The sequence below is a fragment of the Sorangium sp. So ce406 genome, assembly GCF_051474675.1.
In the GTDB taxonomy this organism is placed as follows: Bacteria; Myxococcota_A; Polyangia; order Polyangiales; family Polyangiaceae; genus Sorangium; species Sorangium cellulosum_G.
The window spans coordinates 7,466,014-7,485,278 of sequence record NZ_CP150340.1 but is presented as its reverse complement, the minus strand read 5'-3'; the positions used below and the strand labels follow the sequence as shown (position 1 = coordinate 7,485,278).

The 19,265-nt window shown below is 71.9% G+C and carries 17 protein-coding genes; 13 read left to right on the top strand and 4 right to left on the bottom strand.

Annotated elements, in window-relative coordinates; translation table 11 throughout:
• The first annotated feature begins 524 nt into the window (after positions 1 to 524).
• The 8 genes from WME96_RS27675 (at position 525) to WME96_RS27640 (ending at position 11,166) form a co-directional block, all read left to right on the top strand.
• Entirely contained in the window at positions 525 to 1,766 is a 1,242-nt protein-coding gene (locus WME96_RS27675) for an enolase C-terminal domain-like protein (protein WP_437284586.1), read from the top strand.
• Positions 1,763 to 2,881: a hypothetical protein gene (locus WME96_RS27670; protein WP_437284585.1), complete on the top strand. Its 1,119-nt coding sequence runs from the start codon at positions 1,763 to 1,765 to the stop codon at positions 2,879 to 2,881. The genes WME96_RS27675 and WME96_RS27670 overlap by 4 nt, the downstream gene beginning before the upstream one ends.
• The gene (locus WME96_RS27665) at positions 2,878 to 3,651 is read left to right on the top strand and encodes an SDR family NAD(P)-dependent oxidoreductase (RefSeq protein WP_437284584.1); all 774 of its coding nucleotides are present in this window, start codon (positions 2,878 to 2,880) and stop codon (positions 3,649 to 3,651) included. Before WME96_RS27670 ends, WME96_RS27665 begins: the two co-directional genes overlap by 4 nt.
• Positions 3,648 to 5,312: an MFS transporter gene (locus WME96_RS27660; protein ID WP_437284583.1), complete on the top strand. Its 1,665-nt coding sequence runs from the start codon at positions 3,648 to 3,650 to the stop codon at positions 5,310 to 5,312. The genes WME96_RS27665 and WME96_RS27660 overlap by 4 nt, the downstream gene beginning before the upstream one ends.
• A gap of 106 nt (positions 5,313 to 5,418) precedes the next feature.
• Positions 5,419 to 6,516, top strand: coding sequence for a PfkB family carbohydrate kinase (locus WME96_RS27655; protein ID WP_437284582.1), 1,098 nt, complete (start codon positions 5,419 to 5,421; stop codon positions 6,514 to 6,516).
• A gap of 44 nt (positions 6,517 to 6,560) precedes the next feature.
• Entirely contained in the window at positions 6,561 to 7,202 is a 642-nt protein-coding gene (locus WME96_RS27650; RefSeq protein ID WP_437284581.1) for a bifunctional 4-hydroxy-2-oxoglutarate aldolase/2-dehydro-3-deoxy-phosphogluconate aldolase, read from the top strand.
• A gap of 180 nt (positions 7,203 to 7,382) precedes the next feature.
• Complete coding sequence (locus WME96_RS27645) at positions 7,383 to 8,939, top strand: hypothetical protein (RefSeq protein ID WP_437284580.1); 1,557 nt, start codon at positions 7,383 to 7,385, stop codon at positions 8,937 to 8,939.
• A 169-nt stretch (positions 8,940 to 9,108) separates the two neighbouring features.
• Complete coding sequence (locus WME96_RS27640) at positions 9,109 to 11,166, top strand: dipeptidyl-peptidase 3 family protein (RefSeq protein ID WP_437284579.1); 2,058 nt, start codon at positions 9,109 to 9,111, stop codon at positions 11,164 to 11,166.
• 81 nt (positions 11,167 to 11,247) lie between these two features.
• Here WME96_RS27640 and WME96_RS27635 read toward each other — a convergent pair whose 3' ends face one another.
• Positions 11,248 to 12,159 (bottom strand): phosphotransferase family protein, encoded by a 912-nt coding sequence (locus tag WME96_RS27635; RefSeq protein ID WP_437284578.1) that lies wholly within the window; start codon positions 12,157 to 12,159, stop codon positions 11,248 to 11,250.
• Between the two features lie 227 nt (positions 12,160 to 12,386).
• On the opposite strand from WME96_RS27635, the gene WME96_RS27630 reads away from it, so the two are divergent.
• Entirely contained in the window at positions 12,387 to 12,827 is a 441-nt protein-coding gene (locus WME96_RS27630; RefSeq protein WP_437284577.1) for a hypothetical protein, read from the top strand.
• A 37-nt stretch (positions 12,828 to 12,864) separates the two neighbouring features.
• Entirely contained in the window at positions 12,865 to 13,476 is a 612-nt protein-coding gene (locus WME96_RS27625) for an antibiotic biosynthesis monooxygenase family protein (RefSeq protein WP_437284576.1), read from the top strand.
• 25 nt (positions 13,477 to 13,501) lie between these two features.
• Here WME96_RS27625 and WME96_RS27620 read toward each other — a convergent pair whose 3' ends face one another.
• The gene (locus WME96_RS27620) at positions 13,502 to 14,128 is read right to left on the bottom strand and encodes a TetR/AcrR family transcriptional regulator (RefSeq protein ID WP_437284575.1); all 627 of its coding nucleotides are present in this window, start codon (positions 14,126 to 14,128) and stop codon (positions 13,502 to 13,504) included.
• Positions 14,129 to 14,228: 100 nt separating this feature from the next.
• Between WME96_RS27620 and WME96_RS27615 the strand changes: the two genes are divergently transcribed.
• Together WME96_RS27615 and WME96_RS27610 are read left to right on the top strand one after the other, a co-directional pair.
• A complete protein-coding gene (locus WME96_RS27615; protein ID WP_437284574.1) occupies positions 14,229 to 15,299 on the top strand; it encodes a DUF6268 family outer membrane beta-barrel protein in 1,071 nt (356 codons plus the stop codon).
• 205 nt (positions 15,300 to 15,504) lie between these two features.
• Positions 15,505 to 16,137: a MarC family protein gene (locus WME96_RS27610; RefSeq protein WP_433926894.1), complete on the top strand. Its 633-nt coding sequence runs from the start codon at positions 15,505 to 15,507 to the stop codon at positions 16,135 to 16,137.
• Between the two features lie 49 nt (positions 16,138 to 16,186).
• Here the strand turns inward: WME96_RS27610 and WME96_RS27605 are convergent, their stop codons facing one another.
• Both WME96_RS27605 and WME96_RS27600 read right to left on the bottom strand, forming a co-directional pair.
• Positions 16,187 to 17,056, bottom strand: a complete 870-nt coding sequence (locus WME96_RS27605) for a PAS domain-containing protein (RefSeq protein ID WP_437284573.1) — start codon at positions 17,054 to 17,056, stop codon at positions 16,187 to 16,189.
• Positions 17,057 to 17,268: 212 nt separating this feature from the next.
• Positions 17,269 to 18,216, bottom strand: coding sequence for a LysR substrate-binding domain-containing protein (locus WME96_RS27600; RefSeq protein WP_437284572.1), 948 nt, complete (start codon positions 18,214 to 18,216; stop codon positions 17,269 to 17,271).
• A 96-nt stretch (positions 18,217 to 18,312) separates the two neighbouring features.
• Here WME96_RS27600 and WME96_RS27595 point away from each other — a divergent pair, with 96 nt between their 5' ends.
• The gene (locus tag WME96_RS27595) at positions 18,313 to 19,227 is read left to right on the top strand and encodes an NAD-dependent epimerase/dehydratase family protein (protein ID WP_437284571.1); all 915 of its coding nucleotides are present in this window, start codon (positions 18,313 to 18,315) and stop codon (positions 19,225 to 19,227) included.
• The last annotated feature ends 38 nt before the right edge of the window (positions 19,228 to 19,265 follow it).

Genomic DNA, 19,265 nt, shown 5'->3' with positions numbered 1-19,265 from the left:
GGCGTCCAGATCAATCACGACAGGCGCCTTTTTTGATCCACGGCCGCCGGCCGGGGGACGCCCCGATGCGCTCGCCGAACTTTTGAAACGCCAGCGAAACGGCGCAGCGTGGTCGGCGCGGCGTCAGCCTCCGCGCGCCTCGGAGCGCGATGCGTGATCAGTTCGACAGGGGGCGGGAATTCCTCGGCGCCGTACGTAAGACGTTGTGCGTGCGAGCTTGTTGAAATTTTACAGCCACCGCTCGGGTCTCTGCGAGGCGCAGCCGATCGAGCGGTGACGGGCCGGGGCACGTGGTCGCTGCCGATCGGGATGCATTTGTCGATGCACACAGGAGAGCTGAAGACGGGCTGATGCCCTGACGGGAGAGCCTGTCGCCGGGGCGCATCCACAGGAGAAGGTCGCCGCCCATCCGTCGGTGGCTCATGCAGTGATGATTGCAATTCCGAGCGATTGATGTCTTTGGTGGTCCGCGAAGGCCGGTCGTTCCACACCGGCAGCCCGAGATCCCTGGAGTGCCGTCCTGCATGAGAATCGTTGATATCCGCGCCACCACCGTCACCGTGCCGCTCGAGGCGCCCCTGCGCCACGCGAACGGCTGTCACTGGGGCCGCTTCGTGCGCACGATCGTCGAGGTCGAGGCCGATAACGGCCTCATCGGCCTCGGCGAGATGGGCGGCGGCGGCGAGTCGGCCGAGGCCGTGTTCCGCGCGATGAAGGCCTACCTCGTCGGCCACGACCCCGCCCGCCTCGAGGAGATGCGGTTCAAGATCGCGAACCCGACGGCCTCTCTCTACAACAACCGCACCCAGATCCTCGCCGCCCTCGAGTTCGCCTGCCTCGACCTGATCGGACAGGCCTGGGGCGTGCCGGTCCACGACATCCTCGGCGGCAAGCTCCAGGACGAGGTCCCGTTTGCGTCCTACCTCTTCTTCCGCTATCCGAACGCCGACGGCTCGGGCGAGGTGCGCACGCCGAAGCAGCTCGCCGACGAGGCGAGAGCGCTGAAGAAGAAGCACGGGTTCACCTCCCACAAGCTCAAGGGCGGCGTGTTCCACCCAGATTACGAGCTCGAGTGTTACCGCGCCGTGGCCGAGGCCGTCGGGGGTGACCGCATTCGCTTCGATCCGAACGCCGTCTGGTCGACGGAGCAGGGCATCCGCTTCGGACAGGCGATCGAGGACCTCAACAACGATTACCTGGAAGATCCCGTCTTCGGCCTGCACGCGATGCGGCGCACCCGCGAGAAGGTGCGGATGCCGCTCGCCACCAACACCGTCGTCGTCAACTTCGAGCAGCTCGCCGCCAACGTGCTGGACACGGCCGTGGACGTCATCCTGCTCGACACGACGTTCTGGGGCGGCATCCGGCCCTGCGTGAAGGCGGCCGGCATCTGCGAGACGTTCGGCCTCGGCGTCGCTGTCCACTCCTCGGGCGAGCTCGGCGTGCAGCTCGCGACGATGCTCCACCTCGGCGCCGTCATCCCGAACCTCTCGTTCGCCGCCGACGCGCACTACCACCACCTGAAAGACGACGTGATCCGCGGCGGCCCGCTCCCCTACAAGAACGGCCGGATCCGCGTCCCCGAGGGCCCCGGCCTGGGCGTCCGCCTCGATCGCGACAAGCTCGCCCACTACGCCGAGGAGTACCGGCGCCTGGGCTCGTATCCCTACGACAAGGACCCGCTTCGCCCGGCCTGGTGCGCCACCGTGCCGAACGAGCGCTGGGCCGATCCGAACGACGACCGTACCCCCGAGGTGCCGAGATGACCCTCGCCGAGCGCGTGGCCAAGGCGGTCGACGCCGCGCCCATCATCGATCTGCACACCCACCTGTTCGCGCCCGGGTTCGGCGCGCTGAACCTCTGGGGCGTCGACGAGCTCCTGACCTACCATTACCTCGTCGCGGAGACCCTGCGCGCCGAGCCGAAGGTCACGCCCGAGGCGTTCTTCGCCCGCGACAAGGCCGCGCAGGCCGACCTCGTGTGGGACGCGCTCTTCGTCCGCCGTTCGCCGCTGTCCGAGGCCGCCGCGGGGGTCGCGACCGTCCTCGACGCGTTCGGCCTCGACCCCGCCGCGCCGGACCTGCGCGACGCGCGCGCCTTCTTCGCCGCGCGCCGGGTCGAGGATCACGTGGACGACGTGCTGCGCCTCGCGGGGGTGAGCGCGCTCGCGATGACGAACGACCCGACCGACGCCGCCGAGCGCGCCGTCTGGGAGGCGGGCGCCGGGGCCGATCCGCGGTTCCACGCGGCGCTGCGCCTCGACCGCCTCGTCTCGTCGAACGATCTCGCCTCCGAGCTCGACCGGTGGATCGCCCGCATGCGGCCTCGCTACCTCGCGATCTCCGTCAACGAGGTCTCGGCCCCGCCCCGGGCCGTGCTGGACGCGTGCCGCGAGCACGACCTGCCGTTCGCGATGATGATCGGCGTCCGGCGCGCGGTGAACCCCCGCCTCGGCGTGGCCGGCGACGGCGTGAGCACCGCCGATCTGGTCCCGCTCGAGCGGCTCGCCGCCGAGAACCCCGACGTCCGCTTCCTCGTCACGACGCTCGCGCGCGAGAACGCGCACGGCCTCTGCGTCGTGGCGCGCAAGTTCGCCAACGTCCTCCCGTTCGGCTGCTGGTGGTTCATGAACAACCCGAGCCTGATCGAGGAGACCACCATGATGCGCCTGGAGATGCTCGGGCCGACCTTCGTGCCGCAGCACTCCGACGCGCGCGTCCTCGATCAGCTCATCTACAAGTGGCGCCACTCGCGGCGATCGATCGCCCGCGCGCTGACGCGACGTTATGAGGCGATGCCCGTCTCGCCGACCGACGCGCAGATCCAGCGCGACGCGCGGGCGCTCATGGGCGGCATCGCCGGGGAGTGGCTGGGAGCATGACTTCCCTCTTCGATATCGCGGGCCGCACGGCCGTCGTGGTCGGCGGCACCTCCGGGATCGGGCGCGCGATCGCCCTCGGCCTCGCCGAGGCCGGGGTCCACACCGTCGCCTCCGGCACCCGCGCGGACCGGGCGAACGCGGTCGCCAAGGAGATCCGCGCCCGGGGCGTCCGCTCGGTCGAGGCGACGTGCGACGTCGGTGACCGCGCGTCGCTCGACGCCCTGCGCGATAGCGTCGTCCAGGCGCTCGGCGGCGTCGACATCCTCGTCAACTGCGCCGGCCGTACCTTCCGCAAGCCGACGGCGGAGGTCGCCGACGCGGAGTGGAGCAGCCTGCTCGACACGAACGTCACCGGCATGCTGCGCGCCTGCCAGTCGTTCCACGGCCCCCTCAAGGAGAGCGGCCGGGGCCGCATCGTCAACATCGCCTCGCTGTCGAGCTTCGTCGCGTTCCACGAGGTCGCGGCCTACGGCGCGTCGAAGGCGGCCGTGCTGGCGCTGACGAGGAGCCTCGGGGCCGAGTGGGCCAGGGACGGCATCCGCACGAACGCGATCGTGCCGGGCGTCTTCGTGACCGACCTCAACCGCGCCCTCCTCGAGGGCACCCCGCGCGGGCAGGAGCTGCTCACCCGCACGCCCCTCGGCCGCTTCGGCGAGACCGCCGAGCTGATCGGCGCCGCCCTCTTCCTCTGCTCCGACGCGGTCAGCTTCATCACCGGCACCAGCATCGCCGTCGACGGCGGCTTCCTCGCCTCCGGAGTCAACCAATGACCGCCGCATCCCCCGCAGCCCCCGCGAACGCCGGCACCATGACCCGCGTCCGCTGGACGGTCTGCGCGCTCCTCTTCTTCGCGACGACGATCAACTACCTCGACCGGCAGCTCTTCTCGCTGCTCGTCCCGTTCTTCGAGAACGACCTGCGCCTCGGGCCGACGGACCTCGCGCTCATCAACGTGAGCTTCCTGCTCGCCTACGGCTTCGGCATGGTGTTCGTGGGGCGCTGGATCGACCGCGTCGGCACCCGCAAGGGGCTCGGCCTGACGTTCCTGCTCTGGAACATCGCCTCCGCGGGCCACGCCTTCGTCGCCAGCTTCGGCGGCTTCGCCGCGATCCGCTTCCTGCTCGGGGTCGGCGAGGCGGGCAACTTCCCGTCCGCCGTGCGCACCGTCGCCGAGTGGTTCCCCAAGAAGGAGCGGGCGCTCGCGACCGGGCTGTTCAACTGCGGGTCGAACGTGGGCGCCATCCTCGCCCCGCTGCTCGCGGTGCGCATCGCGGAGGCGTACGGCTGGCGCGCCTGCTTCCTCACCCTCGGCGGGGTCGGCGTCGTGTGGATCTTCTTCTGGACGCGCTTCTACCGGCGCCCCGAGGAGCACCCGAAGGTCTCGCCCGAGGAGCTCGCGCACATCCGCTCCGACGCGAAGGAGTCGACCGAGGCCCTCGGCGTCGGCGAGGTGTTCGGGATGCGGCCCGTCTACGCGGTCGCGATGGCGAAGTTCTTCACCGACGCGCCGTGGTGGTTCTACCTCACCTGGCTGCCGAAGTTCCTCGTCAGCGAGTTCAAGCTGACCCCGACGTTCATGGCCTACGCGATCCCCGTCGTGTTCATCGTCGCCGATGTCGGCGCGATCGGCGGCGGCTGGCTCTCCTCCAGGCTCATCGCGAGCGGCCGCTCCGTCGGCACGTCGCGCAAGCTCGCGATGCTCGCCTGCGCGCTCTGCGCGGTGCCCGTCATGGCCGTCGGGCAGCTCGTTGATCTACCGAGCGTCGGGGGCATCCCGTCGGTGTACGTCGCGGTCGCAATCATCTCGCTCGCCGCGGCGGCGCACCAGGGCTGGAGCAGCAACCTCTACACGCTCGTCTCGGACACCCTCCCTCGCCCCGCCATGGCGACGGTGGTCGGCATCAAGACCGCGTTCGGCGTCGTCGGCGGCGCGCTCTTCCAGATCTTCGTGGCCCGGTCGCTCACGCTCACCGGCTCGTACGCCCTGCCGTTCATGCTCGCCGGCAGCCTGTACCTCGTCGGGCTGCTCGTGCTGCACCTCCTCTTGCCGCGGGTCGAGCCGGTCACGCCGAAGCGGCGCGTGCCGCAGGCGCTCATCGTCGCCGGCGGCCTGGCGATGCTCGCGGGCATCGCGGCGACGCAGTTCACCCTCAACGCCCCCCCGTACGCCTCCGTCGCCGGCTACCGCGAGACGCGGCCCGCCCAGCTCGGCGCGACGGGCGCGCCGACCGAGGGCCCGGCCGCCCGCGTGGGCTGGATGGAGGCCCGCTGGTACTTCTGGCCGACGGCCGCCGGGCCCAGGGCCGAGCTCGTCAAGTTCGACCGCGACGGCCGGCCGATCGTCGAGACCAAGGGCGCCGCCGCCAAGGGCTACACGGGCCCGTCCGCCGCCGAGGTCGAGGCGGCCCGCGCCTCCGGAGATGCCCGGTGATCATCGCCCCCGGCGCGCCTTATCATCCCTCCAGGGCCCCCGCGGCCCCCGGACCTCTCTCGTGGAACAAGCCTCTCCGCGCGCTCAGCGCCCCTGTCGATAAGCCATGTCCTTCACTCTCCGCGATCCTGCCACGTGCCGCTGGGACCTCGTGTCCCTCGGCGAGGTCATGCTGCGCCTCGATCCCGGCGACGGCCGCATCTCGACGACCCGCACCTTCAACGCGTGGGAGGGCGGCGGCGAGTACAACGTCGCCCGCGGGCTCCGCCGCTGCTTCCGGCTCCGGTCGGCCGTCGTGACCGCCCTCGCCGACAACCCGGTCGGCCGCCTCATCGAGGATCTCATGATGCAGGGCGGGGTGGACCTCTCGCTCGTGCGCTGGGTGCCGCACGACGGCGTGGGGCGGACCGTGCGCAACGGCCTGAACTTCACCGAGCGGGGCTTCGGCATCCGCGGCGCGGTCGGCACCTCCGATCGCGGCCACACCGCCGCGTCGCAGCTCAAGCCCGGCGACGTCGACTGGGACGCGATCTTCGGCCGCGACGGCGCGCGGTGGTTCCACACCGGCGGCATCTTCGCCGCCCTCTCCGAGACGACGCCGGGCGTGGCGAAGGAGGCCATGGAGGCGGCGCGCCGGCACGGCGCCGTCGTCTCCTACGACCTCAACTACCGCCCGTCGCTCTGGAAGTCGATCGGGGGCCAGGCCCGCGCGCGGGAGGTCAACCGCGCGCTCGCGCCGTACGTCGACGTGATGCTGGGCAACGAGGAGGACTTCACCGCGGCCCTCGGCTTCGAGGTGGAGGACCTCGACGACGCGCACGCCAACCTCAGCGTCGGCGCGTTCGAGGCGATGATCCAGCGCGTCATCGCGGCGTTCCCGAACATCCAGGCCGTCGCGACCACCTTGCGCGTGGCGACCTCGGCGACGCGCAACGACTGGGGCGCGGTGCTGTACCAGGGCGGCCAGCTCTACCAGGCGCCGCAGCGCAAGGACCTGGAGATCTACGACCGCGTGGGCGGCGGCGACTCGTTCGCCTCGGGCCTGATCTACGGCTTTCTCACGGGCAAGGGGCCGCAGTGGGCGGTCGACTGCGGCGCGGCGCACGGCGCGCTCGCGATGACGACGCCCGGCGACACGACGATGGCGACCCTCGACGAGGTCCTCAAGGCGATGAAGATGGGAACGGCGCGGGTGGATCGATGAGCGGAACCGTGAGTGGACAGGCGAGCGGACAGGCGCTTGGAACGATGAGCAAGCAGGACGTGCTCGGCTGGATCGAGCGCACGCGGATCGTCCCTGTCGTGCGCGCCGGCTCGGCCGAGGAGGCGCTGCAGGCGGTCGAGGCGCTCCTCGAGGGCGGCATCGACGTGCTCGAGATCACGATGACCGTGCCCGGCGCGGTGGAGGTCGTCCGCGAGATCGCCCGGCTCCACGGGGCGCGGGCGCTCGTCGGCGCGGGCACCGTGCTCGACGCCCGCACCGCCGAGGCGTGCGTCGAGGCCGGGGCGCGCTTCGTCGTCAGCCCCGCGCTGGACGTGCCGACGGCGCAGGCGTGCCGCGCGATGAACGTCGTCCACGCCCCCGGCGCGCTCACGCCCACCGAGGTCGTGGCGGCGCACCGGGCGGGCGGCGACGTCGTGAAGGTGTTCCCGTGCGACGCGCTCGGCGGCCCCTCGTACCTCAAGGCGCTCAAGGCGCCCCTGCCGCACATCCCGCTCATGCCCACCGGCGGCGCCACGCTGCAGAACATCGGCGCCTTCCTCGCCGCGGGTGCGGTGGCGGTCGGCGTCGGCGGCAACCTCGTGGATCTCAAGCTCCTGCGCGAGGGGCGGCGCGAGGAGCTCGTCGCCCGCGCCCGCGCGTTCCGCGACGCGTGCCGCCCGACGTGAAGCGCGCGTAGGAGGCGCGATCACCGATCGTCGTTCCCACCCCGGCGCGCGCCGCCGGGGAAGCCTGACCTGCGCCCGCGGCACGCCCCGCGCGGCGTGACGTAAAACCGTAATTAAATCAATGCCTTACGGCGCTCACGGGGCATCCCGGGCGCCATTGCACACCCAGGGGCTTCGAACATGAATCAATCGCAGGTTGCGAACCTATTCGGTGCGTCGATCTTCCTCGTGGCCGCGGCCGCGCACGCCCAGGCCCCCGCGCCCGCCGGCGGGCAGGCGCCGCCCGCCGCGGCGCCGCCCGCCGCGGCGCCGCCGCCGGCCGCCGCTGCGCCGGCCGAGCCGGCGGCGACGCCCGCCCCGGCGGACGCCGGCATGACGCAGCTGCCGACGGGCACGCAGGCGCCGGCCACGCCGCCGCCGCCCCCGGGCGCCCCGCTCGCGGCCGCGGCGCCGCCGCCGGCTCCTCCCGCCGAGGTGACGAAGCCCGCCGGTCCGGCCGCCGTCCCCGTGACCTCCAAGTGGAAGGCCACGGTGTACGGCATGGCGGAGTTCAACATCATGCACGACTCCACCCAGAGCTTCGGCGAGTCGGTGGGGGCCACGGTGATCCAGCGCGAGGACACCTACGCCGGCTCGCACGGCCGCACGCACTTCACGACGCGGAACTCCAGGTTCGGCATCAGGGCGAGCGCGCCCGAGTTCGCGGGGATGAAGACGACCGCCAACCTGGAGCTCGACTTCTTCGGCAACCAGCCGCCCACCGTCTCCGAGGCGTCGCTCGTCAGCAGCGGCACCTTCCGCCTGCGTCAGGCCAACATCAAGGTGGAGTCGGACTACGTCGATCTGATGATCGGCCAGTTCTATCACCTGTTCGGGTGGCAGCCGTTCTTCTTCCCGGCCACCGTGTCCTTCTTCCCGGTGATGAACCAGGTCTTCGGTCGGATGCCGCAGCTCCGCGTCGGCCACACCTTCAAGACCGATCCCATCAACCTCGAGATCGCCGCGGCCGCCGTCAAGCCGCCGCAGCGCGACGCCGAGGTGCCGGATATCCAGGCGGCCCTGCGCTTCGGCATCAACGACTGGAAGGGGATCCACACGCTCGGCGCCGCCGGCATGTTGTTCGACCCGCTGACGATCGGCGTCTCGGGCATCTACCGCCGCTTCCGGGTCCCCGAGCTCTCCGCCGCCCCGGTCGAGTCGAGGTCGGCCGACGGCTACGGGATCTCGGTCGACGCGGTGGTCCCCATCATCCCGGTCACCGCGCTGGAGGAGCCTGGCAATGCGCTGACCTTGACCGGCTCGTTCTTCGCCGGCACGGGCATCGCGGACATCGTCGGCGTCGCGAGCAACGTGCCGCAGCCGGCGCTCCCTGACGGCGCGACCTACACGCCGGGCATCGACAACGGCCTCGTGGTCTACGACGCGAACGGCAACCTGAAGACCATCGGCTGGAAGGGGTTCGTGGTCGGGCTCCAGTACTACCTGCCTCCCTCGGGGCGCATCTCCATCTCTGGCAACTACACCCAGGGCTGGAACGACCGCGTGACGGAGGAGAACGGCTACGGCGCGCTCCGCACCGCCTACCACGAGTCGCGCTACATCGACGGCAACGTGTTCATCGACGTCACGCCGGCCGTCCGCACGGGGCTCTCGTTCCAGCACTCGGAGCAGACCTTCGCCGACGGCGTGACAGCGACCAACGAGCGCCTCGAGCTGGCCATCTACTCGTTCTTCTGAGCGGCAGCGGCGCGGGCGCCCTGCGCCGCTGTCCCCGGGGCGACCCGGGCGGGGCAGGGGGCCTCGCCGGGTCGCGCCCACGCGTCCACCACGTTCGTCCACGACGAACCTCCAGCACGCCCCGCGACGGCCTTCTCGCCGACCTACGCTTTGGCTACGGATCGTCGCCATGCGTCGTCAGCACCCCGTCTTCTCCCTCGCCCTGTGCGCTGCGCTCCAGTCGGCCTGCTCCGCGGCCCCGCCGTCGGCCGAGCCGCCCCCGTCCGCGGCCCCGGCCCCTGGCAGCGCGGCGGCGGCGCCGGCGCCCGGCAGCGCGGCGGCGCCCGGCGGCGCGGCGCCCGCGCCCGGGAGCGCCGTCCAGGTGCTCGAGGAGGTCAGCGGCGTGACCACGGCCTCGTACGCGCCCCGCGGCTTCGACCGGCTCACGGCCGGGCAGCGCGCGCTCGCCTACCACCTCGTGCAGGCGGCGCTCGCGGGCGATCCGCTGTACACGATGCAGACCTCCAGGTACGGCTGGCCGGCGACGGAGCTCATGATCAGGCTCCTCGCGCAGAAGGACAGGCTCGATCCCGCGCTGCGCGACAGGCTCTCGCTCTTCCGGAAGATGCTCTTTCTGCATCACGGGATCCACGACGCGCGCACGGGGCAGAAGCTCGTCCCGCCCTTCTCGCAGCAAGAGCTGGAGGGCGCGGCCAGGGCGCTGAACATCACGATACCGAAGGATATGCTCGCGGGGCTCTTCGACCCCAAGGTGGCGCCCGTGGTCACCAACAAGACCCCGGACAAGGGCAAGGACCCGATCCTCGAGTCCGCGGCCAACCACTATGAAGGGGTGAGCAGCAAGGACCTCGAGAACTTCAAGGAGAAGTACGAGCTCAACGGCCGTATCGTGAAGAAGGGCGGCAAGCTCGTCGAGGAGGTCTATCGGGCCGGCGGCGGCGGCGCGCCGCCCGGCGTGGGCGCGAAGGAGCTCGGCCGGGTGGTGAAGCACCTCGAGGACGCCCTCGCGCTCGCGCCGCCCGCGCAGCAGGAGCCGCTCAGGCACCTCATCGGGTACCTGAGGACGGGCGAGCCGGCCGAGTTCACCGAGCACGACGTCGCGTGGCTCAAGCAGGTCTTCCCTGTCGACTACATCCTCGGCTTCATCGAGACGTACGACGATGTCCGCGCGCGCAAGGGCGGCTTCGAGGGCCTCGTCTTCATCGCCGATCCGGAGCGCGACCCGCCGCTCCAGGCGCTCGCGAGGAGCGCGCAGTACTTCGAGCAGAAGATGCCCTGGGAGGCGAAGTGGCGGCGCGACGCCTTCCAGGTGCCCGCGGCCGGGGCGGTCGTCGCCATCGCGGCCACGGGCGACGGCGGGCCGTTCACGTTCGGGGGCGTGAACCTGCCGAACGCCCAGCGGATCCGCGAGAAGCACGGCTCGAAGAACTTCGTCGTCCTCTCCACGATGGACACCCGTGCGGCGCTCACCTCGGACAGGACCATCGACGAGTTCGCGCCGGAGGAGGTGCGCGCCGAGATCCGCCGCTGCGCGCGGCACCTGAGCTTCGCGGGGACGGCCTTCCACGAGGTCACCGGCCACGGCTCGGGCAAGGTGAACCCGGACCTCCGGGCCGATCCGGCGGAGCTCCTCGCCCCCTACTACGCGGCCCTGGAAGAGAGCCGCGCCGAGCGCGTCGCTGACTGGCTGACCGGCGATCCGAAGACGGTGGAGATAGGCCTCCTGCCGGACGCCGGCTGCGCGCGGGTGTTCCCCGCGTATGCGGCGATGGCGCAGCTCACGATGCTCAAGTCGGTGCCCCAGGGCGACGTGGCCGAGGAGGATCACCTCCGGGCGGAGCTGATCGCCTTTGGCTGGGTCAAGGACAGGGGCGCCGTCGCCGTCGAGGTGCGCCAGGGCAAGACCTTCTTCGTGGTGAAGGACCCCGACGCCTGGCGCAAGGCCTCGGGCGAGCTGCTGGCGGAGCTCCACCGGATCAAGGCCACGGGCGACCGGGAGGCGCTGAAGGCGCTCGTGGAGAGGTACGCGACCCGGATCAACCCGGCGTGGCGCGACGAGGTGGTGGCCCGGCTGAAGGCGCTGAACCTGCCGCGCACGATCGCCGTCATCCCGCCGATGATCACGCCCGTCCGCGACGCGGCCGGCAAGGTCGTGGACGCGAAGGCCGAGCAGACCACCTCGCTCGACGCCTACATCGCGGCGCTGGAGCAGGCCTGGGCCGGCTGAGCCCCGGACGCGCGGGGGCGCCCCGTCCGCCAGGCGAGCGGGGCGCGCGACGGGCGGCGCATCGCGCGTGGCCTGTCCTCCTCACGGAGCCGCCGTGGGGCCGAGCAACACGTGCTGACACCATCGGTGCAGGCTCACATCGTCGCGCGCGAACGACCAGCGGGCGGCGAGCCATCGCTCCGCCGGTTCCAGCAGCGCGTCCAGGTGCTGCCCCTCCAGCCACTCCCGGGCGAGGCATCGATCGCGAGCCGTGGCGGTCGGGGTGATGAACGGCGTCAGGTAGCAGACGGCCGACAGCGGCTCGAGCCGGGCATCTCCCAGGACGCAGGGGCCGCCGAAATCGACGACGGCGCTCACCTCCTGGTCCTCGACGAGCACGTTGCCCGGGAAGAGATCCAGGTGCACGAAGCTCGGCCGGGCCGGCTCGGGCAGCGCGGCCGCCAGCCGCGCCGGATCGACGCCCGCGAAGGCGTCCCCGGCGCAGGCGAGGCTCTTCCTCGCGCGTTGATCGAGGTACGAGCGGTGACAGCTCGCCCGGATCGGCTCCGGCTCGCACAGGTCGCCGTACCAGGCGTGGTCCAGGCGCAGGGCGCAGAGGCGCGTCGAGGCGTCGAGGAAGCGCACGAGGAGGCGGTCGCGCTCGGCCCCCGCCACCTCCCCGAGCACGTGCAGCAGCGGCCGCCCTGCGAGGCGCGGCTCGATCGTGAGGACGCGCCCGTGAGCCTCGGTGATCTCCAGGACGCGCGGGATCGAGAACGGCACCGCGCCCGCGCTCCGGTGGAGGTCATCGAGCAACTGGGCCCGTCGAGCGACCGTCTCCCGCGCGGTCCCGGGATGGTGGACGCGCGCGATCCTGTCCTCGCCGAGCGCAAAGACGCAGGCCTCACCGCCGATGCCGAGCAGCGCATCCTGGTCGATGCCGAGGTGGCTCATCACCTGGAGGAGCGGGGCGTCGTCCTGGATGCTCACGGCGTCGTTATCTGCACTGCCCACGAGGGAAGACAATCCTTCTCCGCGCCGACGCGCCCGAACTGGCGTTGCACGGGGTGCGTGCTTATGACGCTATGCGTCATCATCGACGGCGGTTCATCGCGTCGGCCGCGTTCTCGGAAAGCGCGAATCGACTGAACGATCCGCGGGCGTCCGGGCACGGAGGTCTGTTCGGTCGCGCAGCGGCGAACCCGTGACGGGATGCCCGCAGCGCGCCCAAGGAGTCCCAGATGACGCTCGTCTCCTCCGCCCGTGCGGCGCGGAGCTCTGCGCCGCGGTCGGTCCGGCGCCGGCTCGTCAAGCCGCTCCTCGGCCTCACGGCCTTCGCGGCGCTCTTCTTCGCGCTCGCGTGGCACCTCGACGCGCCTTCCTCGGCCGCGGGGCCCCTCGGCGTGATCGCCGCGAGCCCGCTCGGCCAGCTCTCCCGCTCCGCCGCCGATCGCGCGCCCATCGCGGGGCGCGTCGAGGAGCGCCTCCCGGCCGGCTCGTACACCTATGTCGCGGTGCGCGCCGGCGAGGCCCTGACGTGGGCAGTCACGCTGGGAGACGCGCCGCCCGTCGGCACGCCGGTGCAGGTGCGGAGCATGGGCCGCCGGACGAACTTCCACTCACGCCGCCTCGAGCGGACGTTCCCCGAGCTCGTCTTCGGGATCGTCTCGCGCGCCGACTGAGCTCCCCGCAGCGCACGCAACCGAAAGGACCATGACCATGACGACACGTACCTTGAATCCTGCGTCGACCGCCACGCTCGAGCGATCATCGCGCGCAATCGCCGCCGCCGTCCTCGCGGCGCTCGGGGTGACCCTGTCGGCGTGCGGCTCGGACTCCGGCGCGGCGACGCCCGGGCCTTCCGCCCCCGAGTGCACGGGCGGCGTGCTCGAGGCCGATCTGCAGGCGGAGCCGCTGAGCGGGCCCGGCGTCGATCCCGCCACCGGGAAGCTCCGGCCTGCCCCGGAGGGCTCGTCGTACACGGTCAGCTCGACCTACGGCATTCCGAGGCCGGGCGACGCCGTGATGGAGCGCTACGGGCAGATGTTCGGCGCGGTCCAGGCGCAGCTCGCGTCGCAGCGCGGGCTCGTGGCGATCCAGCTCGCCCAGTCGACGTCGTGCGGCTCCGGGCGCACGCTGGCCGTCTGGGAGTCGACCGAGGCGATGTACGAGTTCGTCATGAGCCCGGCCCACCTGGCGGCCATGGACGCGGTGGACGAGCTGGTCCAGCCCAACTACGCGGTCACCCACTGGGAGACGAACCGGGACGACGAGATGACCCTGGAAGAAGGCGTCCGTCGCATTAAGGCGAGCCAGGCCCCCACGCCATGAGCTGACGCCGCGGCGGCGCGCGCCGTCACCGCGCCGGTGAGGCGCTGGCCGCCGGGGGCGCCAGCGTCCGCCGCGCCAGCTCTTCCACGTAGGCGAGGCGGTCGGCCGGCGAACCGAGCGCGTTCAGCCCTCCATAGAGCCCCGCGAAGAACGCCGGGAAGAACACCGCCGACAGCGCGGCCACGACCCGCTGCGCGGCCGCTCGCTCCTCGAGCCCAGGCACGGCCGCCTGGACGAGATCGCGCAGGCGCTCCATCACGGGCGCGAAGAGCGTGGGGAACGGACCGCTGTAGTCGTCGGCGTGGAACGCGCCGTGGAGGTGGGCCCTGCCCACGTTCGGATAGCGCAGGCTGCCCTCGAGGTAGTAGCCGAGGAGCCCGCGGAGCGCCCCCAGGGGGTCGCCAGGCATCCGGGCGAGGAACTCGTCGGTGTCCTCCAGCATGTGCCGGATCGATCCCTCGAGCGCCGCCGCGAGCAGCGCCTCCTTGGACCGGAAGTAGTAGTTCACCGCGGCGATGTTCACGCCGGCCGCGGCCGCGATCTTGCGCACCGTCACCTGCCCGATGCCGTGCTTCTCGATCTGGTCGATCGCAGCGACGACGAGCCTCTGCCGGGGATCGTCCGCGTGGGCGGGTCGGTCTCTGTCGTTCATACAGTTGTTTGAAACGCACCTTGACAAGCTCGCGCACAAGCGTCAATGGTTGAAATGTTTGTTTCAATCACTTGTTTCATCCAGGGCTGGAGGTGCACCGATGATCGAGCGGCGGAGCTTTGCGGGGGGCGCGATGAGGCGGGCCGATCGTCCTGTCGCGCGCTCCCTCGCGGCGAGGCGAGGGGAGGGCGCCTCCCGCCGGCGCGCGCGGACCTCGCGGCTCCTCGCCCTGGCGGCGCTCCTGTGGGTGCTCGCGCCCGGCGTGGCGCTGGCCCAGTTCCCCGATCTCGTGGACCTGAGCGCGCAGTACATGCCGGGCGTCGCGCTCGAGGACCCGCGTCCCGCGCGGGCGCAGGTCACGTCGTACGAGGTGAGCGCCAATGTGCCGATCCCGCTCGGAGAGCGGACGTACCTGATCCCTGGGGCGACATACCACGTCGAGTCGGTCTCGTACGCCGGGGCGCCGCCCGGCTTCGACCAGCTCCGCGCGTTCCACTCCGTCGACGTCCCCTTGCTGTTCGTCCAGCTCCTCCCGCGCGACTGGTCGCTCTCGCTGCGCGTCGCGCCAGGGCTGGCGGGCGACTTCGAGGGCCTCGACGGCGGGCTCGCGCGCGTGAGCGGGCTCGCGCTGGCGACCCACACGCTCTCGGAGAAGCTCGTCCTCGGGGGTGGCGCGCTCGCGTCGTTCAGCTTCGGCTCGTTCCTCCCGCTGCCAGCCGCTTACGTCGACTGGACGCCGAACCCGTATTTCCGCCTCGAGGCCTTCGTCCCGGGCTTCGCCGCGGCGAAGCTCACGTTCTGGGATCGCCTCGAGATCGGCCTGCGCGCGGACGTGGCGGGGAACGCCTACGCGGTGCGCGACGCGCGCGTCACGGGCGCGTGGCCCTGCGCGGCCCGGCCGGACGACGACCCGGCGACCGCGCCGGATGAGCGGGTGGCGCGGCCCGAGCAGTGCGTCGACCACATCGCCTACTCGGTGGCGACCGCGGGCGTCACGCTGGGCGTGCGCGCCTTCTCCTCGGTGTGGCTGACCGCCCAGACCGGCCACAGCCTGTTCCGCCGCTTCGAGCCGATGAACGACGACGATGAGGGCATCCCCGGAGGCGGGCAGAGCATCCCCAACACGTTCTTCTTCCGCGCCGGCGTGACGTGGCGTATCCCGAAGACCTGAAGCGCGACCGGTCACCGCGCTGTCGCGGCGGGAGGGCGCCGGGCTGGACCGTCCGGACGGCGTCTACGTGCACGACGGTTCCCCGGCCCAGGCGTGTCCCGGGTCGGCGCGCGGCCGACGCGGGCGCTGACACCGGGAGCCCCACGGGTGCTACTGGATCCGCCGTGCGCTTCATCGAACCGTACGCCAGCGGTCACCCTCCGTCATGAGCGGGTACGTCTCGCTGTTCCTCATGTCGCTGTCGGCGGTCTTCTTCGTCGTGGACCCGATCGGCATCGTGCCGCTGTTCCTGACCATGACCGCCGACGATCCGCCGGAGAAGGTGCGGCGCACGGCGCGGCGGGCGTGCGCGGTCGCCGGCGGGCTGATGCTGTTCTTCGCCCTCTTCGGCGGCGTCATCTTCAAGGTCTTCGGCGTCTCGCTGGGCGCGTTCCGCGTCGCGGGCGGCATCCTGCTGCTGATCACGGCGCTCGACATGCTGCGCGCCCGCGCGTCCGCGACGCGCACCACCCCGCGCGAGGAGCAGGAGGGCATCGCCAAGGAGGACGTGGCGCTGGTGCCGCTGGCCATGCCGCTCCTGGCCGGGCCGGGCGCCATCGCCACCGTGATGGTGCTCATGGCGCGCGGGGGCAGCGACCTCGTCGCGATGGCGCTGGTGCTCGCCAGCGTGGTCATCACCTTCGTCGCCTCCTACTTCGTGCTGCGCGGCGCGGGGCTCCTGCAGCGGGCGCTCAAGGCGTCCGGCGTGGCCGTGCTCGAGCGCGTCATGGGCCTGATCCTGGCCGCCATCGCGGTGCAGTTCATCGCCGACGGCGTGAAGGCGCTCTGGGGCGGGTGACGCGGGCCTCCGCGGGGCCGCGCGCGGCGCGGCCGCCCCCCGCCGGGGCTCAGCGGGCGAGCGTGCCGAGCCCGCGCTGCGCGCCGAGGCGGCTCATCGCGTAGGCGAGCCCGCTCTGGAGCGTGCCCTGCGTGGTGATGCGGTTGAAGTCGACCCCGAGCCCCACCAGCGTCCGCGCGATCTCCGGGCCGATGCCCACCATCACGCTCCGGCAGCCGAGCAGCTCCGCGGCCTGCACCGCGCGCACCAGGTGGCGCGCCACGGCGGTGTCGATCGCCGGCACGCCGGTGATGTCGAGGATCACGAACTCCGCGCCTCGCTGCCCGATGGCCTGCAGCAGGCTCTCCAGCGCCTGGGCCGCGCGCCGGTCGTTGATCTCCCCGACCAGCGGCATGAGCAGGATCCCCTGCCAGATCTGGATGACGGGCATCGCCACGCGATCGAGCATCGCCGCCTGCGCGTCGATGATCGCGCGCTGCTCCCGGTTCTCCGCCGCGATCCGCTCGGCCTCCATGTGCCGCCGCTTCAGGTCGGTGATGTCCGTGATGAGCCCGCAGAGGCCGACCACCTCGCCCTGCGCGTTCTTCATCGGGAACTTGCGGGTCCAGATCGTGCGCGTCACCCCGTCCGAGCCCGTGGCGACCTCCTCGTTCTCGATCGGCTCGCCGGAGTTGAAGACCAGATCGTCGAAGCTCCAGAAGATGTCGGCCTGTGCCTTGGGCCAGTAATCCGGATCACTGCGGCCGATCAAATCGTCGTAGCGCTGCCCGATCAACCTGCAGAAGCCAGGGTTGCAAGCGATCCAGCGGTGTTGCCGATCCTTGACGAAGACGGGATCCGGGATGGTGTCGAGGACGAGCTGGAGGAGCTCGAACGATTTCCAGTTCGCGACGTCGATGCAGGGGAGCGAGAACACCATGCGGTCAAGCCAGTCTCCCCCCGGCCAGACTTCTTTTATCAGCCATCGTGGATGAGTCCGCAAGGCCCGAGATGGACGGATTCATGGCACCGGAGACATATGTTGAATTGGCGCGCTGCATGATGTCTTGAACGTATTTGGCCTTTCTAGTGGTAGTCACAATTTGTGTGGCTACTTGATGGAGAGACGCGCGCGGAGGCTCCGAGAGGAGCTCACGTGGAAGCCGGCGCGCTGCGGCGGCGCGCCGGGCGCTCCAGCGCCTTCGCCACGCGCGTCACCTGGTCGCGCACGAAGCGGATGGCCTCATCGTCCTCGACCGCGCTCCGCCAGAGCAGCTCGAGCGGCGCGCCCTCCGGGGCGACCGGCAGCGCCGCGATGCGGAGGCGGGGGCGCAGCGACGTGATCTCGCGCGCGACGATCCGAGGCACCGTGGCGAGCAGGGCGCTGCCCTCCACGACGGCGCCGATGCTGTGAAAGCTCGGCACCGACACCCGCACCCGCCGCTGCACGCCGAGGCGGTCCTCCATGACGCCGCGCAGATCGCCGTTGTACGAGACGATGACGTGCTCGTGCGCGAGGTAGCGCGCCAGCGTCAGCGGCTTGCCCACCCGGGCGTGGCGCGGATCGAAGAGGCACACGAAGCTCCCCGTGAACAGCGCGCGCCGCCGCGCGCCGGCCGGCAGCTCGCCCGCCACGGTCACCGCGAGGTCCACCGCCGAGGAGCCCAGCGCGTCGCCGACGGTGCGGAACTGCACCGGGATCACGACGAGCCGCAGGCGCGGCGCCTGCTCGGCGAGCGCGCGGAGGAGCGACGGGAGGAGCCACGCCTCGGTCGCGTCGGAGAGGCCGAGCCGCACCGTGCGCTCGCTCGTCGCCGCGTCGAACGCCGCCGGGGAGAGCGCGGCCTCGACGAGCGCCTCGAGGTGCGGCCGCGCCGACGCGAGCAGCCGCTGCCCGCGCGCGGTCAGCGCGAGGCCGCGCCCCGCGCGGACGAAGAGCGGCGCCCCCACCGCCGACGCGAGCCGCCGGAGCGCCGCGCTCACCGCGGGCTGGGTGAGGTAGAGGCGGCGCGCCGCCTCCGTGACGCTGCCCGCCTCGGCCACGATCACGAAGAGCCGGAGGAGGTTGAGGTCGAGGTTCTTATCATAACTTCCATTCATGATCTGTATACATCCTATTCACTCGACTTCTGTGTGGGGAGCCTTGATCTTTGGGGCGCGTGGGGCGAGGGGCTCACGGGGGAAAGGAACGTGCGAATGCGAATACTGATCACCGGCGCGACGGGGTATATCGGGTCACGGGTCGCGCGGCGGCTCCACGCGAAGGGACACGCGGTCCTCGCGGCGGTGCGCGACGAGGCGAGCGCGGGGCGCCTGCGCGACATGGGCGTGCCCGCGGAGCCGCTCCGCGCGTCGCTCGACGACGTGGACGTCCTCTCCGAGGCGGCGCGGTCGGCGGACGCGGCCGTGCACCTCGCCTTCGAGATGCGCGGGGGCGATCTCCGGGCGGCGGTGGCGCAGGAGCGACGCGTGGCGCAGGCCCTCGCCGACGCGCTGGCCGGGACGGGCAAATGCCTCATCGGCACGACCGCCACCGGCGTGGTGGGCAACACGGGGCCCGCCCCGGTGGACGAGGATCACCCGTCGGAGCCCGGCCACGGGGCGGCGGTGCGGCGCGAGGTCGAGGGCGATTACCTGGCCGCGGCGCAGCGCGGGATCCGGAGCGCGGTCGTCCGCCCCGCGATCCTCACCCACAGCGACGCGCCCCACGCCGTCGCGCCGAGGCTCGTGGCGGCCGCGCGCCAGCAGGGCGCCGCCCACCACATCGGCCAGGGCGAGAACCAGGTCACCAGCGTGCACGTCGACGATCTGGCAGAGCTGTACGTGCTCGCGCTGGAGAAGGCGCCGCCGGGGCGGATCTACAACGGGGCCGGCGCGAACGTGGCGACGGGCGACGTGGCCCGATGGACGGGCCGCGCCCTGAACGTGCCTGTCGCGAGCGCCTCGCGCGAGCAGGCGGCGGCGCTCTGGGGGCCGTTCTTCGCCATGCTGCTCGCGCTCGACAACCGGATGTCGAACGAGCGCGCGCGCAGCGAGCTCGGCTGGCAGCCCTACCGGACCACGAACACGCTGGAAGACGACATCCCGCTCCTCGCGGCGCGCCTCGCCTGAATCTCGCGAGCGCGAGCGCGGACCGCGGTGCGACACGA

Excerpts from the sequence above, each read along its gene's own strand:
- WME96_RS27675 (WP_437284586.1), top strand. The coding sequence starts at position 525 with ATGAGAATCGTTGATATCCGCGCCACCACCGTCACCGTGCCGCTCGAG.
- WME96_RS27670 (WP_437284585.1), top strand. The coding sequence starts at position 1,763 with ATGACCCTCGCCGAGCGCGTGGCCAAGGCGGTCGACGCCGCGCCCATC.
- WME96_RS27665 (WP_437284584.1), top strand. The coding sequence starts at position 2,878 with ATGACTTCCCTCTTCGATATCGCGGGCCGCACGGCCGTCGTGGTCGGC.
- WME96_RS27660 (WP_437284583.1), top strand. The coding sequence starts at position 3,648 with ATGACCGCCGCATCCCCCGCAGCCCCCGCGAACGCCGGCACCATGACC.
- WME96_RS27655 (WP_437284582.1), top strand. The coding sequence starts at position 5,419 with ATGTCCTTCACTCTCCGCGATCCTGCCACGTGCCGCTGGGACCTCGTG.
- WME96_RS27650 (WP_437284581.1), top strand. The coding sequence starts at position 6,561 with ATGAGCAAGCAGGACGTGCTCGGCTGGATCGAGCGCACGCGGATCGTC.
- WME96_RS27645 (WP_437284580.1), top strand. The coding sequence starts at position 7,383 with ATGAATCAATCGCAGGTTGCGAACCTATTCGGTGCGTCGATCTTCCTC.
- WME96_RS27640 (WP_437284579.1), top strand. The coding sequence starts at position 9,109 with ATGCGTCGTCAGCACCCCGTCTTCTCCCTCGCCCTGTGCGCTGCGCTC.
- WME96_RS27630 (WP_437284577.1), top strand. The coding sequence starts at position 12,387 with ATGACGCTCGTCTCCTCCGCCCGTGCGGCGCGGAGCTCTGCGCCGCGG.
- WME96_RS27625 (WP_437284576.1), top strand. The coding sequence starts at position 12,865 with ATGACGACACGTACCTTGAATCCTGCGTCGACCGCCACGCTCGAGCGA.
- WME96_RS27620 (WP_437284575.1), bottom strand. The coding sequence starts at position 14,128 with ATGAACGACAGAGACCGACCCGCCCACGCGGACGATCCCCGGCAGAGG.
- WME96_RS27615 (WP_437284574.1), top strand. The coding sequence starts at position 14,229 with ATGATCGAGCGGCGGAGCTTTGCGGGGGGCGCGATGAGGCGGGCCGAT.
- WME96_RS27610 (WP_433926894.1), top strand. The coding sequence starts at position 15,505 with ATGAGCGGGTACGTCTCGCTGTTCCTCATGTCGCTGTCGGCGGTCTTC.
- WME96_RS27605 (WP_437284573.1), bottom strand. The coding sequence starts at position 17,056 with ATGGTGTTCTCGCTCCCCTGCATCGACGTCGCGAACTGGAAATCGTTC.
- WME96_RS27600 (WP_437284572.1), bottom strand. The coding sequence starts at position 18,216 with ATGAATGGAAGTTATGATAAGAACCTCGACCTCAACCTCCTCCGGCTC.
- WME96_RS27595 (WP_437284571.1), top strand. The coding sequence starts at position 18,313 with ATGCGAATACTGATCACCGGCGCGACGGGGTATATCGGGTCACGGGTC.